The organism is Salinibacterium sp. ZJ450, assembly GCF_011751885.2.
Lineage (GTDB): Bacteria > Actinomycetota > Actinomycetes > Actinomycetales > Microbacteriaceae > Ruicaihuangia.
On sequence record NZ_CP061771.1, the window covers coordinates 545244 to 561767 of the forward strand.

Here is a 16524-nt window from a genome sequence, read left to right on the forward strand (position 1 = left end):
TGCGAGGAACGCTAGAGGCGAGGGTCTGGTGGGTCTTGCCGGCGGAACCGGTCGCGCAATCGGGCCTTATATATCTCGCGCTGAAACTCGGGCGTTTCCACGACATCGACCGAGATATCCCCGTAGATAGACGGGGTGCCATCGTCGCCGAGGGGCGGAAGGTCGTCCCCATCGATGATGGACGCTCGTGCGGCGTGTCGCCCGATGCCGAGAATGCGTTCAGCATCCGCCAGGTCGGCCAAGGTCATGGCGCGATCCCCACGCAGTGCGTCTGACCAATGCCGGTAGCCCGAACGAGTGCGAGCCGCGAACTCTTTGATCGTCGTGTGCTGCGCCTTCAGCGCCTTGCGGATGGCAAAAGCCATCTCGTGTTGATATTGGGCTGCTCGGAGGCGCCCCCGATCCACACCCGGTCCATCGGGGATCCAGAGAATGTGGAGCGCCTTGCCGAACAGGCTCGGATCTTCAGCGTATCTGCGGGGTCGAACTCCGGAATCTTCGCGGGGCTTCTCTCTCGCCGACATGCCGCTCAGTCTGCCGTCGAACTCACCGTGCGGGAATGCGACACACCTGCCGCAGCGAGTCGAGCCGATGCTGCCGCGCATGACCTTCTTAGCCCCACACATCGAGTGCCGGGGCGGGAAGGCACATATGCAAGCGGAAAAGCTCCGACTCCTGTACGAGGAGTACACCGATCTCGCGAGACGCGAGAACGCACGACTGGAACCCGGCGAGAACCGATCCCTCCGGATCTATCTCGCCGAAGCGCAACTACGCACCCTCGGAGTTGAAGCGCACTACCGACCAGGAAAACGTGACACAGCATGGGCCAAGCGGGTTCTCGAGTTGGAGACGTTCGTGGGCACCCAGAAGAGGCTGCCACGTGAGAACAATCGTCAGCCCGGCGCCGTGCCGCCTCAGGAGATGATGCTGGTCCATTGGATCCGCAACCAGCGCAAGGCGTACACCGAGGGAAGGCTCTGCGACTACCAAGTCAGGCGACTGGAATGCGTTCCGGGATTTTCCTGGGCGCCGCTCACGGAGGCTTGGGAAGACCGTCTGGCCGCCTACGAACAATTCATCACGTTGAACCACCGCGCCCCCGCATTGAGATCCACGGATCCCGCAGAAAGCACTCTCGCCGCCTGGGCGGCCAAGCAGAGGTTCGCGCGCCGTAATGGTCGGCTGAACGAGGAGCGCACGAACGCGCTATCGAACCTGCCCTTCTGGACGTGGGGGAACCGTAGCGAGTCTCAAGATCGCAACGGCTCTTGATCGAGGCTTAGCGATCCGAGTTCGGGAGCGCGAACGGGGATCACCGCCGCGGGGCCCAAGGGCCAAGCAATCCGGTTCCGGCATTGACCGTGCCGGAATGCATTACTCCCTCGAGCGTTCCGGCCCACTTCGCTCGCAAGCTACCGTCAGCGGAACCGGCATTGCGCGAATGGAGGGAAATGATGACACCCGACCGAATTCCGCATCCTGCGCTGGTGTTCCGCATCGACGGCCCCGAATTCGAACCGGTGCAGTCAGCATTGCACCTCGCCGAACTAATCGGGGGCGCGGCTTCAAGGGTGACCGTCGCGTCTATGGGGGCGCGGCAGCGCCGCAAGGTGCTCATCGAAGCAGAGTCGAACGACTCCGTCTCTGTAACAATGTCAATCCACCACGGCGGCCGCGCCCCCGAGCTCGTCAGCGCCACCATACAGAGCCGCGAGGGGGCTGTGCGGCAAACGCTTTTCTTCCTCATCGGATCTCTTCCCGCACCGATCGCGCTGCAGGAGCCGGAACCGAATGAGATGGCCGGCCGGGTACGGCTTCACACGGTGAGCGGTTCCACGTACGAAATTGACTTCGCCGCAATGGCATTCCGACGACTAACGGCTGCAGCAAGGGAGACGGATACGGACCTGCCGCAGCCCGTCGCCCTGCGGCGGGACGGACAGCTTCTCAAGCTTCTCGCTGTTCATCAGCTCGCGGTAGGCCTACCCGCCGTATTGGACGTCGAGCCTCTCGGGAACCCCCGATACGTTGCGTACACCAGAAGGACAACCACTGCGGTGCGCCTCATTGAGCGGCTGGCCATCGACAACACGGTGGCGCCGTGAGCGTGCGTTGAGCAGGCGGGTGTTAGGCGACCCGGATGGCGACCCGGATGTCGCCCGCGTACTCCTCCCGAACGAAGGCGAGTCCCTCGGCGAACAATGGGTCGAACTCAAGCGAGTTGGTCGCCAGCTCGAGGCGTTGACGACTCTCGTCAAGGATGTCGCTGCAACACTCGCAACGCGCTTTCCGAGTTTTGAACGCGTTTAGTCCTCGTCGCCGCGCCGGTGCTTCAGGCGACATCGGCGGCGGCCCGCTTGGTGCCGTCCACTTCAATCCGCATCATCATCCGGTAGTGCCCGTGCTGATCCTGCTCTTGAAAGATCCGTTCGAAGACGTCCAAATACATCTCCACGGTCGCACCGGAAGGCGAGAAGTGCAGGTCGTCGAAGATGGAATGTGACCCGGCGTTAATCCAGGAAAATAGCGCGCGGCAGATGACCTGCTCGGCTCCGCCGAACTTCGCGGTGATCGCATCGGTGTCGACGTCGCCGAGCACCTTGAAATACGTCTCGATGATGCGACGGAGAATGTTCTGCAGACTGATGACTGAGGTGTACGGGTCGTCGGCGGCGCGTTTCGCCTCGTCCCACAGTGCGGCGTACGCGGTCCGGACGGGGTTTGTATCCGTGAGCTCGATGTCGCTGGGCCGCTGGAAGTGCTTCCGCACGACCCCGTACACGCGAAGACCGGCTCTACCGGGCCGCGACTCGTACGCCACCTCTTTGTGAAAGTGCGCGTTGTGCGTAAGGAGTATGACCTGTCGAACGCGCCCGGTCGGCACAGCAATGTTCGCCATCACCCGTCGCACCAGTGTGGACACGGCGTAAAGGACGTCGCTGTCGAGACTCGAGATCGGGTCGTCGATAACGACGACTAGGTCGTCGAGTTCGGTGTCCGCCCTTGGGGTTCCTTCCAGTGATTGTGTGAAGTACAGGAAGGTGATGAACGTCCGCTCACCTTCGCTGAGAGTCTCAGACGCCACTTCACCGTTCGCCCGGCGGATGGTGTAACCGTCGTTGACGAGGGAGGACTCCTCGAGTCGGAAGGAATGGAACCCGGCCGCGGCGAGCAGACCGTTGATGCGCTCGATGATGGGTTTGCTTGACGTCACCTGTCCTTGAAGTTCCCGGAGCCGCGCCTCGTTTTCCTGAATCGTCTGCTCGGTTCGCTTGATCGCGCCCTGGAGACTGGCTTGAGCCTGCAGTAGCGGGGGCATGCTCGCCTCGTACTGGGCTGTCGGACTGATAAGAGTGATTCGAGCAAACGCCGCCCATGCACGTTCGAGGAGGTTTGTTCGGAGCCGAGCGCGGTCTCGAAGGCGATCATTGAACTGGTGGATGACGCTGTTTGCTTCCGTCACCAGACCGTGCACCGCGTCCTGTGCGGCTTCCGGTGTCGCGATGCTGAGTGCGGCGGATGGGCCGACCAGCTTGCGGTCGACGGTGCTGGTGAGGTTGTCGATTTCCCGGAGCAGCCGTTCACGGGCCGTGCTGAATCGGGGGTCGAGATGGTCGGACGCGCTGGGGTGTGCGGCGACGGCGTCGAGATAGGTTTTCCAGCTCTCGGCCCACGACATCACCATCGCTCGGAACTGCTGCAGCGACCGAACCTGCTCGACGTACCGTGTGTCGAAGTACCCATCGAGGAGGGCGACGAGATCGTCCGGCGTACTCTGCTGGCAGAACGGGCACACCGCGTCCGACTCGTGCAGGTACACACGTCCGTGCTCGACCCAGTCCGCATTCTGGAGTTTGTCGATCAGCGGGGCGATCCGCACGTCTGCGCTGCCGACCACCGGGGTTCCAAGCAGGTCGAAGCCAGCCAGTTGCTCCAACGGTGCAGCCGCGTGGGTGGGGAGAGCATCGCGGGTGACGGCGTCATCGTCTAGCACGGCTGCTTCGAGGCTGAGTGCGTCGAGCGTCTCGGCCGAGATCTGGTGGGCGGCGGCGGTGCTTAGGAGCTGGTTCAGCAACCGTTCTTTGTTGTTGTTGAACCCGACGAACATTGCCTTGAGCTCATCAGGCACGTCAGCGCGAGCACGCCATGCTGCCTCCTTCAGGAGGTCGCGGGCATCCGCGATCTGGTCCCGCATGCCTTGCAACGTGCCGCGCTGCGTCGCGAGGAGGGTCTTCGTTCGTGTGATCGAACCGGATGGACCCGAGAGTGCGGCGATTTCGGCCTGGATTTCGGCGCTAGCCTTGCCGAGCGTGAACACTCCCGGCAAGTTTTCCGCCTGCTGGAGCGTGTCGTCGACGTAGTCGCGGTTGTAGACCTTGATGGTGGCGGCAGTCCCGGGGGCCCAGGTGAACGTCGTTCCGCCGTATCGGGTTGAGTCGGCGATGGCCCGGCTGAGCGTGGTTTTTCCGGAGCCGTTCGCACCGAACAGAATCGTCACCGGCTTGAGCGGGCCGATACGCCCGGTGTCATCGCCGAAGGCAGGGCTGCCGAGGATCTGCACGGATTCGAGCATGGGAGGTCCAAACGGGAACGAAGGGTCGCTGGGAGTTAGAGGTGGGCTATCGCGATTGCACCAGCATTCGACGCTTTCTCACATCCGCATGCAGGATATGCTCCGCTACCACACCGAGGTCTGCGACACGGCGACGGCCGGTGCAGACGAGCGTTCGGACCGAGATGTGGAGCAGCGTGTCTTGTGCGGTGTGCGGGCCCGTCGGGGCCTCGGCCACACGGAGCGCCGATATCCTTTGGTGGTGAAAACTACTGACCTCGCCAAGGTGCGGGCCACGCTTTGGGCTGCCGCTGATGAGCTGCGAGCGAACTCCAAGCTCACCCCCGTGCAGTACCGCGACCCCGTGCTCGGCTTGGTCTTCCTCGCGTACGCCGAGAACCGCTTCGAGGCCGTCCGCGGCGAGGTCGAGGCGAAGGCGACAGCCCGAAACCCGGCGACCATCGCTGACTACAAGGCTAGGTCGGTCCTTTTCGTTCCTGACGAGTCGCGCCTTTCGCATCTGGTCGGTCTTCCGGAAGGTGACGACATCGGCAAGGCGGTGGACGACGCGATAAAGGCGATCGAGGCCGCCAACCCCGAACTGAAGGACATCCTGCCACGCGGCTATAAAAAGCTCGAACGCTCGACGCTGATCGAGCTGTTGCGCCTCTTCGCGCCGCTCCCCACCCAGCTCGAAGGCGATGCCTTCGGATTCATCTACGAGGACTTCCTTTCCAACTTTGCGGCTCAGGAAGGCAAGGGCGGCGGTGAATACTTCACTCCGTACTCGATCGTTCGGCTCATCGTCGAGATTTTGGAGCCGTTCCAGGGCCGCGTATTCGATCCAGCCTGTGGCTCGGGCGGAATGTTCGTGCAGTGCGCGAAGTTCGTCGAACGGCACCATGAGTCTGCGACGCGCAAGCTGTCGGTCTTCGGCGCGGAGAAGACGGAGGACACGGTCGCATTGGCCAAGATGAACCTGGCTTTGCACGGTCTCTCTGGCGATATCCGCCAGGCAAACAGCTACTACGAGAACCCGCACGGAGCGGTTAGTGCCTTCGACTACGTGATGGCCAATCCGCCGTTCAACGTCGACAAGATCAAGAAGGAACAGCTCGCAGGCGACAAGCGGTTTCCGTTCGGACTCCCGAACGCTGACAACGGCAACTTCCTGTGGATTCAGCAGTTCTACGCCGCCCTTTCACCAAAGGGGCGCGCCGGTTTCGTCATGGCCAACTCAGCGGGCGACGCGGGGCACTCCGAACGTGACATCCGCAAGCAGCTCATCGAGTCCGGGAGCGTCGATGTGATGGTCGCGATCAGTTCCAACTTCTTCTACACCGTCACCCTGCCCGTAACACTCTGGTTTCTCGATAAGGCCAAGATGGGCACGGCGCGCGAAGACCTCGTGCTGTTCCTCGACGCGAGGCACATCTACAACCAGATTGACCGTGCCCACCGCGACTTCCATCCCGAACAGATCGAGTTCCTCGCCAACATCGTGAGGCTGTATCGGGGCGAGAACGCCGAGTTCTCTACTGGCAGCGAGGTATTGCTCAAAAAGAGCTTCCCCGACGGAAAGTACGTCGACGTTGCAGGACTCTGCAAAGTCGCCACGCGCGCGGAGATTGAAGCCCAGGGTTGGAGCCTCAACCCCGGCCGATACACAGGCTCCGCTGCGGTCGATGAGAGCGACGAAGACTTCGCCGTGAAACTCGAAGAACTTTACGAGAGGTTCACCCTCCTCAGCAATGAGTCGGATGTATTGCGCGCCAAGGTCGACGCCGCTGTGCAAGGAATTCTCGACGTATGAGCAGCTGGGTTGAACGGCATCTCGACGAACTTGGGACGGTGGAACGAGGACGGTCTCGGCACCGACCTCGTAATGACCCGAGCTTGTATGGCGAAACGATGCCGTTTTTTCAGACTGGCGACGTCAAGGTTTCTGTCCTGCACATGCGTCGTCCACAGCAGTGGTACTCGGAACTCGGGGTGGCACAGAGCAGGGTCTGGGAGCCAGGGATAACGTGCATCACGATCGCCGCGAACATCGCTGACACGGCAGTGTTGGCCACTCCCGGTTGCTTTCCGGACAGTGTGATCGGGTTCACCCCGTCGAAGCAGCCAATTGATGCGTACTTCGTGAAGTATCTCCTGGATGCGCATCGAGAGCGGTTGGGCAACGCAGCACGGGGAACTACACAAGATAATCTCTCGCTTGAGAAACTACTATCGTTCCGATTCCAGATTCCGGATGCGGGTGAACGGTCTGTGATTGCTTGGACTCTGCGTTCCATCGACGCGCTGATCGAGAACAACCACCGGCGCGTGGAGGTACTGGACGAGATGGCTCGGGCCGTGTACCGCGAGTGGTTCGTGAAGTTCCGCTACCCCGGCCACGAAGACGTCCCGCTCACTGACTCCGCACAGGGTCCAATCCCGGTTGGCTGGAAAGTCCAACCGCTGGCAACGGTCGCCCAGGTCAACGGTTCGTCGCGAAAGCCCGGAGCGGATGACGTGATCCGTTACCTCGACATCACGGCAATGTCTGAGCGGAAGATCGGCAAGCTGACCTCCATCGCCGGTCCAGATGCGCCGGGTCGAGCACGGAGGGTAGTCACTCCGGGTGACACAGTCTGGGCAACGGTGCGCCCCAACCGTCGGGCCCATGCGTTAGTAGTCGAGCCGGGTGAGGACTGGGTTGCCTCAACCGGGTTGGCGGTGCTGACCCCCGTGGCTGTCTCGTCTGCATTCCTGTTCGAGATGACATCAACGACCGGATTCTCGGATTGGCTGGTCGGTAGGTCACAGGGATCGGCATATCCCGCCGTGCGCCCGAATGACTTTGAGGAGGCCCAAGTGGTCATTCCCGAGGCATCCGTCGACGCCGCCTTCTCCGACAAGGTCGCCCCGATGCACAAGTTGGGTTGGAAGCTGCGTTCGGAAGCCTCCGCGCTTGCCAAGCTTCGGGACCTCTTGTTGCCAAAGCTAGTGACCGGCCAGATTGACTTGTCGACGCTGGACGTCGACGCGCTAATTGAGGAGCAGGTGGCGTTATGACACCCACGGGTCCGGAGTACTTCTACGTGGAGAAGCCAAGCATGGAGCTGCTTGAGCAACTCGGATGGACTCCGCTGGACGCCTTCCAGGAGACTCTCGGACGCCAGGGCACACTCGGGCGTGACTCCCAACACGACGTCGTTCTCACTCATCGATTGCGGCTCGCCATGCGCAAACTCAACCTCGAAAATGTGCCAGACGCCTCGATCAACGATGCGATCGAGGCGCTAACCAAGGATCGGTCCATCCTGGATCGCGTTCGTGCCAACCGTGAGGTCTATGACTTGCTGCGTGATGGTTACCGCGCCGAGTGGATTGACATCAACGGTGACAAGCGCATCGAAACCGTGTCGTACCTCGATCTTGCGAATCCTCACAACAATGACCTACTGGCCGTGCAACAGATGTGGGTCAAGGGAAACCTGCACAGCCGGCGTCTCGACGTCGCACTGTTCGTCAATGGCGTACCACTCGTCCTAATGGAGTTCAAGGAACCCAACGAGCCGATCAAGTCCGCCTACGATGCGAACCTCACGGACTACCGCGACACAGTCCCTCAACTGTTCATTCCCAACTGCTTCGTGCTGCTCTCTAACGGGAGTGAGGCCAAGGTGGGGTCGACGTTCTCGCCCTGGGAATTCTTCAGCGACTGGAAGGTTATCGACGCTGATGGGACGCGCGGTGCCATTGCGCTCGAAACTGCGCTTCGGGGGACGTGCGACCCGGCGATCTTGCTCGATTTGTTCGAGAACTTCGTCGCCTACATGGAGCGCCCCGGCGGCCTTATCAAGGTCGCTGCGCGATCGCACCAGTTCCTCGGCGTTAATGCCGCGATCGAGAACCTGTACCGGGCACGCGCTGAGCAAGGGAAGCGCCTCGGTGTCTTCTGGCACACGCAGGGATCGGGCAAGTCCCTTTCGATGCTGTGGTTCACGCAGAAGGTGCTGCGCCAAGTAGCGGGGAAGTGGACCTTCGTGATGGTCACCGACCGGACAGAACTCGACACCCAACTGCATGGGGAGTTCGCAGATGCCGGAGCCATCGCACCTGAGGCGCGGGTCCACGCTGAGTCGATCGCGCACTTGCGGGAATTGTTGGCTGCGGATCACCGCTACGTATTCACCTTGATCCAGAAGTTCCAGCCGTCCAAGGGCCTGGGCGAGCGGGAGATGCCGGTGCTCTCGGAGCGTTCCGATGTCATCGTCATCACCGACGAAGCGCATCGCAGCCAGTACGACACTCTTGCGCTCAACATGCGCACCGCGCTACCCAATGCCGCGATGATGGGTTTCACCGGTACCCCGTTGATCGCTGGCGAGGAACAGGCAACCCGCGAGCAGTTCGGCGAGTACGTGAGCGTGTACAACTTTCGGGACGCCATCGAGGACGGTGCGACGGTGCCCCTGTACTACGAGAACCGCATCCCCGAACTGCAGCTGGTCAATGAAGACTTTTCAGACGAGCTTGACGCCATCCTTGAAGACGCCGAACTTGACGAGGACGCCGAGGGCCAGCTGGCCAGAGCGTTCGGTACGCAGTACACGCTGCTGACCCGACCCGAGCGGTTGAAGACGATCGCCAAGGACCTGGTAACCCACTTCGTTGGCCGTGGATTCAGCGGCAAGGCGATGTACGTCGGACTCGACAAGGCCGCTGGCGTTCGCATGTACAACATGGTCGGGGAGGCGTGGGCCGATCATCTTGCCGAACTGAAGGACCAGCATGATGCGCTTCCTGAGTTGGAACGACCGTGGCTGGCCTCACGCATCGAATTGATGGAGACCACTGACATGGCGGTCGTGGTGTCGCAGAGCCAGAACGAGTTGAAGATGCTTGACGACCTCGGCCTGGACATCCGCCCTCACCGGGAGCGAATGAATCGCGAGGACCTTGCCGAGAAGTTTAAGGACGCCGACGATCCGCTGCGCTTGGTGTTCGTTTGTGCGATGTGGATGACCGGTTTCGACGCCCCCAGCGTGTCGACGGTTTACCTTGACCGTCCGATGAAGAACCACACGCTCATGCAGACCATTGCACGTGCCAACCGTGTCTTCCCTGAGAAGGACAATGGTCTGATCGTGGACTATGTCGGCGTCTTCCGGAATCTTGAGAAGGCGCTGGCGATCTACGGTGCTGCAAGTGCTGGCGAGTCGCCCATCGAGATCGTCGACGCGCTTTCGGGTGAGCTTGATGCAGCCGTCGCCGAGTTGTTCCAGTTCTGCGCTGGTCTCGGGGTGGACCTCGTCGCCATGCGCGATGCCGAAGGTTTTGACCACATCGCGAAACGCGACGCAGCGGTCGAGGCGCTCCTCGTGGACGAAGACACCCGGACTAACTTCCAGCAGAAGGCTCGCCAGGTACGGAAACTCTTTAAGGCACTCCTCCCTAACCCGAAGGCTGCGGCGCAGCAACGCAATGTTGCCGCGATCCGGGTCCTCGCCGAGCGCATCGCCGACGTCACGAGGCTGCACAAGGCTGACCTCGCAGCGGTCACTGACGCCGTGGATGCCTTGCTCGACCGATCTGTAGGTGCCGAGGAGTACGTCATCCGCGCGGCAGCAGAAGGAGCCAAGCCGGATCCGTTGATCGACCTGTCGTTGATTGACTTCGATGCACTGGCTGCGAAGATCGCAGGGCGCAAGCGTGCCGAGACCGACCGGCTAGCCCATCTATTGCGCCAGCAGGCCATCAGTGCGGCGGCGCGCAATCCGACGCGGTACGAACTCGTCGAGCGGATTGAACAGCTGATCTCGGACTACAACGCTGGAAGCGTCAACATCGATGAATATCTCCACCGTCTGATTGAACTCACGCAAACGTTGACCAAAGAAGAAGGCCGCTCTGTCCGCGAAGGCATGACTGAGGAAGAACTCGCGATCTTCGACCTGCTGACCCAGCCAGATCCCGTGCTGACCACCGACGAGCGTGAGACCGTGAAGGCGAGCGCGAGGCAGCTTTTGACGCACCTCCACGACAAGCTTGTCCAGGACTGGCGTCGCAAGGTGGCCGCGACAAACGACGTCAACAGCACGATCCGACGTGTCCTTGACCGAGGGCTCCCTGAGGCGCCGTACACAATGGACATCTTCACCACCAAGGTGCAGCTCGTGTTCGACCACGTCATTACCGCCTACGGCGACAACGGAGAGAGCGCCTACTCTCCCAGGGCTGATCTCTACTTCCCGGCGCAGGGAACGGTCGAATACGCGGGACCTATCGACGTGCACAAGATCGCAGACGACGTCGTTGCGCGCATTTATCGTGACCCCGACTTTGCCGCTCAGGTTGCGGCGCAGTTGGATGTGGGCTATGTGGGTGAACCAGCCCGCTCAGGGTCCTGATTCGTTCCAACGAATCATCTGGTCCGTCTAACCCACAGGACCTGGGCGATCACCCTCGCTGCTTCAGCCGCTGCTGGTTGAGTGTCCGACTGCCTCGTTCTTGCTGCTTCCGCTGCCCTTTGAGGGTCCCTCAAACGGACACTCGGACTCGCCAGCTCGCGGCGAGCGTCGACTGCACGATTCCGCCTGCGACTGCAATCGTGGCCCAGCGTGATTGACCTCTCGATAGCGATACGCGCTTGGCGATCGTCCCGCGATCACGTGGTTGTCTGTGGACGGCGTCAGGGAATATTCGCCGCCGCTCCCACCTTGCACACATCATGCGAGCCATCATCTACTCTCGGTCCGGCCCCTCATTGGTCCTCGAACTCACCGACCGCGAGCCCGCCGCGCCCGGCCCGGATGAGGTGCGAGTCCGTGTCGCCGTGTCGGGCGTCAATCCGACGGATTGGAAGGCCCGCGCGAGCAAGCCCGTCGAGTTCGAAGAGGTTGTCCCGAACCAGGATGGCGCCGGCGTCGTCGATGCTGTCGGCTCGGACGTCGAGGATCTGAGGATCGGCGACCGCGTATGGCTCTTCCTCGCCGCCCACCAGCGTCCGACGGGGACAGCGCAGGAGTTCACGGTCGTGCCGGCAAGCCGCGTTGTCCGTCTGCCCAACAGCATCGGGTTCGACGTCGCCGCCAGCCTGGGCGTTCCCGCGATGACCGCCCACCGTGCGCTCACCGTGCACGAGTTCGGCCCGGCGCGTCTCGCACCCGGCACCCTCGATGGCCGTGTGGTGCTGGTGCAGGGCGGAGCTGGGGCCGTCGGGCACGCCGCGATCCAACTGGCGGTATGGGCAGGTGCGACCGTGATTGCCACGGTCAGCAACGACGACAAGGCAGCACTCGCCCGCGCAGCGGGCGCGCATCACGTTTTTCAGTACCCGGATGGCGAGCTCTCGGCCAGGGTGTATTCCGTCGCTCCAGGCGGCGTCGACCACATTGTCGAAGTCGCACCCGCTCAGAACGCTGCGCTCGATGTAGAGGTGCTCGCCAACCACGGCAGCATCGCGTACTACGCGAACAACAACGGCGACGAGTTCACCGCTCCGATCATGACCAGCTATGCGAAGAACGTTCGCTGGCAGGGACTGCTGCTCTACACCGTCGGGCGGGAGGCACTCGCCGTCGCCGCGGAAGACATCACTGCCGCGCTCGAGGCGGGTGCTCTTCCCGTGGGCGCGGAAGCCGGGCTGCCGCTGACGTGGTTCTCACTCGAGGACACGGCAGCCGCTCACGATGCCGTTGAAGACGGAGTCACCGGAAAGGTGCTCATCAGCGTCGCGGACGACCTACGCTGAAGGATCCCCACGCATGGTAACTGAGGACCACGCGGCTCGCGTGCACCCCGAGGCGCTCGGTGACCTCTTCCGAACGTGTGCACTGCGCAAACGAATCGAGGCTGTCGAGCACCTCGCCCATCAGGACTCGGCAGCGGCTTCGGTGGCCATGGATCCCGGCACGTTGCACCAGCCGCGGAGCGCGTCCGAGTCGTCACCGAGTTGCTGGCCATCCTGGTGACGCTCACTTGCCGCCACCGGGCGAAGGCGAGCGCGTTGGGTCATGACGTTGTTAGCTGGAGGCGCTGTTCGTATAGATATTGATGATGGCTGAATCGTCGTGCTCCGCGAGCCCGTGCCGTATCGCGGCCCTCCACTGCTCGGATGCCGCTCGAAGAACTACGGCATCCAGTCCGACACCCGCTGCGGCTTGGAGAGCAAGCTGTGCGTCTTTGGCGAGGATGGATAGATGAGTAACTGCCTCACGGCTGCTGCTGTCTTGGATCATCCGTGGTCCGCGATCAATAAGCATCCAGGAACTACCGGCGCCCTCAGAAATCAGCTGCAGTGTCGTCTTCGGGTCCAGGCCGAGACGTGTGGCCAGAGCAAGGGCCTCTGCAGCGACCACGACGTGTGAAGTTGCTAAGACCTGGTTAACAACCTTGACGTGCTGCCCGTCGCCGACGCGGGTGCCACAATGTTTGACTGTGCCGGTGTGCGACAGGATCTCCGCAGCGAGCTGAACTTCGAAGGCGGCTCCGGCCGCAAAGATTGTCAGGCCGCCGCTCTCTGCACCCGCGACACCGCCGGTGACTGGGCAGTCCACGACTCCGATGCTGAGGGGTGCCATCACGTGCTGAAAACCGATCACGGCATCGGCGCCGACGGTGCTCATCACGCAAACCAGCTCGATCGCAGTCGACTGCGAGAAGATCTCGCTTGACGCGAGAGATGCGAGGTCTTCTGGGGTGGCGACCATCACGATTAGCACCTGACACTCTGTTAGCGCTGCGGCGTCTGTGCTGGCGGCGATGCCGGCGTCTTTGGCCATGTCGACTCGACCCTGGGCGATGTCCGCCGCGATTACGCGGTAGCCGCCTTCTAATATCCGTCGAGCCATGGGTAACCCCATGGCGCCGAGTCCGAGGAAGCCCACGCTGGGACGGGTGAGCTGGCTCATCAGTTCCTCGCAGTGAGTTCGGCGTCGATGTTGATTGCTCGCATTCTTTGAACCGTTTCGACGATCTCGTGCACCTGCGGAACAATCGCTGCTTCCAGCGCGGCGCTGTATGGCACCGGAGTCCGCGCCGCACCCAGCCGTGCTGGTGCGTTGTCGAGGTGCTGCCAGCACTCCGTGGCTGCGCGGGCGATAATCTCCGCGCCCCATCCGAAGTCCTGAACAGCTTCGTGCACAACGACGAGGTTGCGGGTTTTCTGGATTGACCGGCGCACGGCTTCAAAGTCGAGCGGGTGCAAGGTCCGCGGATCTACGATTTCGGCTTCGATCCCTTGCGCCGAGAGCTCATTCGCCGCCTCGTGGCACCAGCGCAATGCGCGTTGAGTTGCGACGAGCGTTACATGTTGCCCCGGACGGGCGATGCGGGCGACGCCGAAGGGGATCGCCGCACCAGAGACCGGGCCTTTGTCGAAATAGAGATCCTTGTGCTCAAGGAAGATCGTCGGGTTCGGGCTGGCGATCGCGCTGCGCAGCAAACCGTACGCGTCGTCCGGGGTTGCCGGAACGGCGACCTCTAGCCCCGGAATGTGTGCGAAAAGGGTTTCGAGCGACTGCGAGTGCTGCGCTGCCTTGCCGATGCCAGAGCCGCCGTTAGTGCGTACCACAAGTGGGACTTTGAACTGGCCACCGAACATGTAGCGAGCTTTCGCGGCCTGGTTGATGAGCGCATCGAGGCCGAGGAGGGTGAAGTCGGAGTACATGATCTCGACGATGGTGGGTGTGCCGGTCATGGCCGCTCCGACACCGGCGGCGAGAATGACTTCCTCGCTGATGGGAGTGTCGCGGACGCGGCTACGCCCGAACGAGGACGCCAGCTTCCTGGTGACGCCGTATATACCCCCGCCGGTGCCCCACGTGGTGATGTCTTCGCCCATAATAAGGAGACGCGGGTCTTCGCTGAACGCATCGTGGAGAGCGAGGTTCAGCGACCGCCAAGTGGTCAGATTTTGGTTGGCCATCATGCGCTCGCTTCTACGTCGGTAAATGCTGTGCCGACCGCGGGAAACGGTGAGGCATCGGCGAACGCGTATGCGGCGTCGACGGCGCGCACCGCGTCCTGATGAATTTGTTCGAGTTCGGCGTCGTCGAGGACGGCACCGTCGATGAGTCGCTTGGTGAGCCGCGCGATTGGGTCGCGGGCATGTGCGGCTTCGACAGCTTCCCGAGTCCGATAGATCTCGGTGTCGTCTGCCATGTGACCGAGGTAGCGGTAGGTGTCGGCGACGAGGAAGGTCGGTCCGTTTCCTGCCCGTGCCGCGCTGATTGCTGCCGCTGCAGCGTCGCTCACCGCGGCGACGTCCATTCCGTCGACGTCGTACGACGGCACCCCGTACGCTTCGCCTCGCTTCGATACCATCGGCTGGGCGATCATCTCGTCGAAGGTAGCCGACTGCGCGAAGTGGTTGTTCTCGCAAATGAAGATCACCGGAAGTCGCCAGATGGCTGCGAGGTTAAAGGCTTCAGCGAGCACCCCCTGATTGCTGGCACCATCCCCGAAGTAGGCGACCGCGACGTCCCCGGATTCAGCGAGCTGTGCCGAGAGGGCGGCACCGACGGCCAGGCCGATCCCGGCTCCGACGATGCCGTTGGTGCCGAGGATGCCGAGCTCTGCGGACGCAATGTGCATGGATCCGCCTTTGCCTCCGCAATACCCATCGCGGCGCCCAAAGATCTCAGCCAGCGTTCGCCCGAGGTCCGCGCCCTTCGCGATGCAGTGTGCGTGACCGCGATGGTTGCTGGCAATCGAGTCTGTCGCAGTCAGGTGCTGCGAGACGCCCACCGCGATGGCTTCCATCCCTACCGACGGATGCGTCGATCCGCGGATCAGCCCCTGTTTCGCGTAGGCGGGCAATCTCGATTCGAACTCACGGATCGTGATCATTTCGGCCAGCGACTCTCGCCCTTGGCGGGCGAGATCAAACGTGGGAGCTGCCGCTGATGTGTCAATCACGCGATGCTCGCGATGGTGGCTCCGAGCTCGAACACATCACCCGAATCGACAAGGAGTGTGATCTTTCCCGCCGATGGCGCTTCAATGTCCAGCATGACTTTGGCGGTCTCGATCTGAGCAATTGCTTGTCCAGCTGTCACCTGATCGCCGTCGGCGACGAGCCACTCGGTGAGGTCTCCCTCCGTTTCCTCGCCCAGGACATCCTTGGTGATCATCACATCCATGTCGTACTCCTTCTTCCACGGCTTCATCGCTTGGTATTTGAATGGTAACACTTGGTAGTACCGAGTTCAATCCACGCCAACCAAGTGCGTCCGGGTCTTCTACGATAGAAGGACGTTCAAGGGAGGACGCATGACTGACGCATTGCTCAGCGCATTGCTGCGACTCATAGAAGAAGTCGGGCCTGGGGGTCGCATTCCGCCCGAGCGCGAGTTGGCGGAGCTGGTTGGTGCGTCCCGGACCGCCATTCGGAGCCGCCTGCGGGAACTAGAGAGCGCCGGTGCTCTTGAGCGTCGCGGCTCTGCGGGGACCTTCGCGCGCACGATGGCCCCAAGCGACGTCGCTCAAGCCTTGCGGCTGGGCTTGTCCGCTTCCCCGCTCGGTGGCGGCGAAGCTTTTCAGACAATACGCGTGGCGCTAGAACGGCAGGCCGCCAAAGGGGCGGCCGAAAGTGCAAGCCCGGTGCCCATCGCATATGCGGAAGAGGCCGTCCTGCGGATGGAATCGACGACGGACCCGGACGAGTTGTATGAAGCCGATCTGGCGTTCCACCGCAGCCTGTTTCACGCGTCCGGGGACGACGCGCTGATTTTCTTCTCCGAGGCGATTGGTGACTTGCTCAAAGCGTCGGTGACGGCGCGGCGTCAACGCATGCTCGCCCTAGCGACCGACATCGACGAGATGCGAGCTTTGCATCGCGTCATTTTAGACGCTGTGAAGTCCCGCGACCCGGTCGCGGCGATGGCGGCGATGGACCGGCACTTCGAGCACATCGACTCCCTCACCGCCACTGAGAACGTGCCCACGCCACAGTCGGTGGATACGACGGCTTGACT

13 protein-coding genes are annotated in these 16524 nt (G+C 62.2%); 7 read left to right on the forward strand and 6 right to left on the reverse strand.

What is annotated here, in order from left to right:
• Positions 1 to 11: 11 nt before the first annotated feature.
• Positions 12 to 605, reverse strand: a complete 594-nt coding sequence (locus HCT51_RS02645) for a helix-turn-helix domain-containing protein (RefSeq protein ID WP_166879106.1) — start codon at positions 603 to 605, stop codon at positions 12 to 14.
• On the opposite strand from HCT51_RS02645, the gene HCT51_RS02650 reads away from it, so the two are divergent.
• Entirely contained in the window at positions 604 to 1275 is a 672-nt protein-coding gene (locus tag HCT51_RS02650) for a helicase associated domain-containing protein (RefSeq protein WP_166879103.1), read from the forward strand. The genes HCT51_RS02645 and HCT51_RS02650 overlap by 2 nt on opposite strands.
• 179 nt (positions 1276 to 1454) lie before the next feature.
• On the forward strand, positions 1455 to 2108 hold the full coding sequence (locus tag HCT51_RS02655; protein ID WP_166879100.1) for a hypothetical protein: 654 nt from the start codon (positions 1455 to 1457) through the stop codon (positions 2106 to 2108).
• A gap of 227 nt (positions 2109 to 2335) precedes the next feature.
• Here the strand turns inward: HCT51_RS02655 and HCT51_RS02660 are convergent, their stop codons facing one another.
• Positions 2336 to 4576 carry an AAA family ATPase gene (locus tag HCT51_RS02660; RefSeq protein WP_166879096.1) on the reverse strand — a complete coding sequence of 747 codons (2241 nt, stop codon included), beginning with the start codon at positions 4574 to 4576 and terminating at the stop codon, positions 2336 to 2338.
• Positions 4577 to 4664: 88 nt separating this feature from the next.
• Between HCT51_RS02660 and HCT51_RS02665 the strand changes: the two genes are divergently transcribed.
• From HCT51_RS02665 to HCT51_RS02680, 4 genes are all read left to right on the forward strand, one after another.
• On the forward strand, positions 4665 to 6368 hold the full coding sequence (locus HCT51_RS02665; RefSeq protein WP_224760630.1) for a type I restriction-modification system subunit M: 1704 nt from the start codon (positions 4665 to 4667) through the stop codon (positions 6366 to 6368).
• Positions 6365 to 7615, forward strand: coding sequence for a restriction endonuclease subunit S (locus HCT51_RS02670; RefSeq protein WP_166879093.1), 1251 nt, complete (start codon positions 6365 to 6367; stop codon positions 7613 to 7615). The genes HCT51_RS02665 and HCT51_RS02670 overlap by 4 nt, the downstream gene beginning before the upstream one ends.
• Entirely contained in the window at positions 7612 to 10956 is a 3345-nt protein-coding gene (locus tag HCT51_RS02675) for a type I restriction endonuclease subunit R (protein WP_166879088.1), read from the forward strand. Before HCT51_RS02670 ends, HCT51_RS02675 begins: the two co-directional genes overlap by 4 nt.
• Before the next feature lie 320 nt (positions 10957 to 11276).
• Entirely contained in the window at positions 11277 to 12299 is a 1023-nt protein-coding gene (locus tag HCT51_RS02680; RefSeq protein WP_166879084.1) for an NADPH:quinone reductase, read from the forward strand.
• A 271-nt stretch (positions 12300 to 12570) separates the two neighbouring features.
• Here HCT51_RS02680 and HCT51_RS02685 read toward each other — a convergent pair whose 3' ends face one another.
• From HCT51_RS02685 to HCT51_RS02700, 4 genes are read right to left on the reverse strand one after another with little or no spacing between them, the layout of a single operon-like run.
• A complete protein-coding gene (locus tag HCT51_RS02685) occupies positions 12571 to 13458 on the reverse strand; it encodes an NAD(P)-dependent oxidoreductase (RefSeq protein ID WP_166879080.1) in 888 nt (295 codons plus the stop codon).
• On the reverse strand, positions 13458 to 14477 hold the full coding sequence (locus HCT51_RS02690; protein ID WP_224760631.1) for an alpha-ketoacid dehydrogenase subunit beta: 1020 nt from the start codon (positions 14475 to 14477) through the stop codon (positions 13458 to 13460). The genes HCT51_RS02685 and HCT51_RS02690 overlap by 1 nt, the downstream gene beginning before the upstream one ends.
• Positions 14474 to 15466, reverse strand: coding sequence for a thiamine pyrophosphate-dependent dehydrogenase E1 component subunit alpha (locus tag HCT51_RS02695; protein ID WP_166879076.1), 993 nt, complete (start codon positions 15464 to 15466; stop codon positions 14474 to 14476). The genes HCT51_RS02690 and HCT51_RS02695 overlap by 4 nt, the downstream gene beginning before the upstream one ends.
• Positions 15463 to 15690 carry a lipoyl domain-containing protein gene (locus tag HCT51_RS02700; RefSeq protein WP_166879073.1) on the reverse strand — a complete coding sequence of 76 codons (228 nt, stop codon included), beginning with the start codon at positions 15688 to 15690 and terminating at the stop codon, positions 15463 to 15465. The genes HCT51_RS02695 and HCT51_RS02700 overlap by 4 nt, the downstream gene beginning before the upstream one ends.
• A gap of 130 nt (positions 15691 to 15820) precedes the next feature.
• Here HCT51_RS02700 and HCT51_RS02705 point away from each other — a divergent pair, with 130 nt between their 5' ends.
• A complete protein-coding gene (locus HCT51_RS02705) occupies positions 15821 to 16522 on the forward strand; it encodes a FadR/GntR family transcriptional regulator (protein ID WP_166879069.1) in 702 nt (233 codons plus the stop codon).
• Positions 16523 to 16524 lie beyond the last annotated feature (2 nt).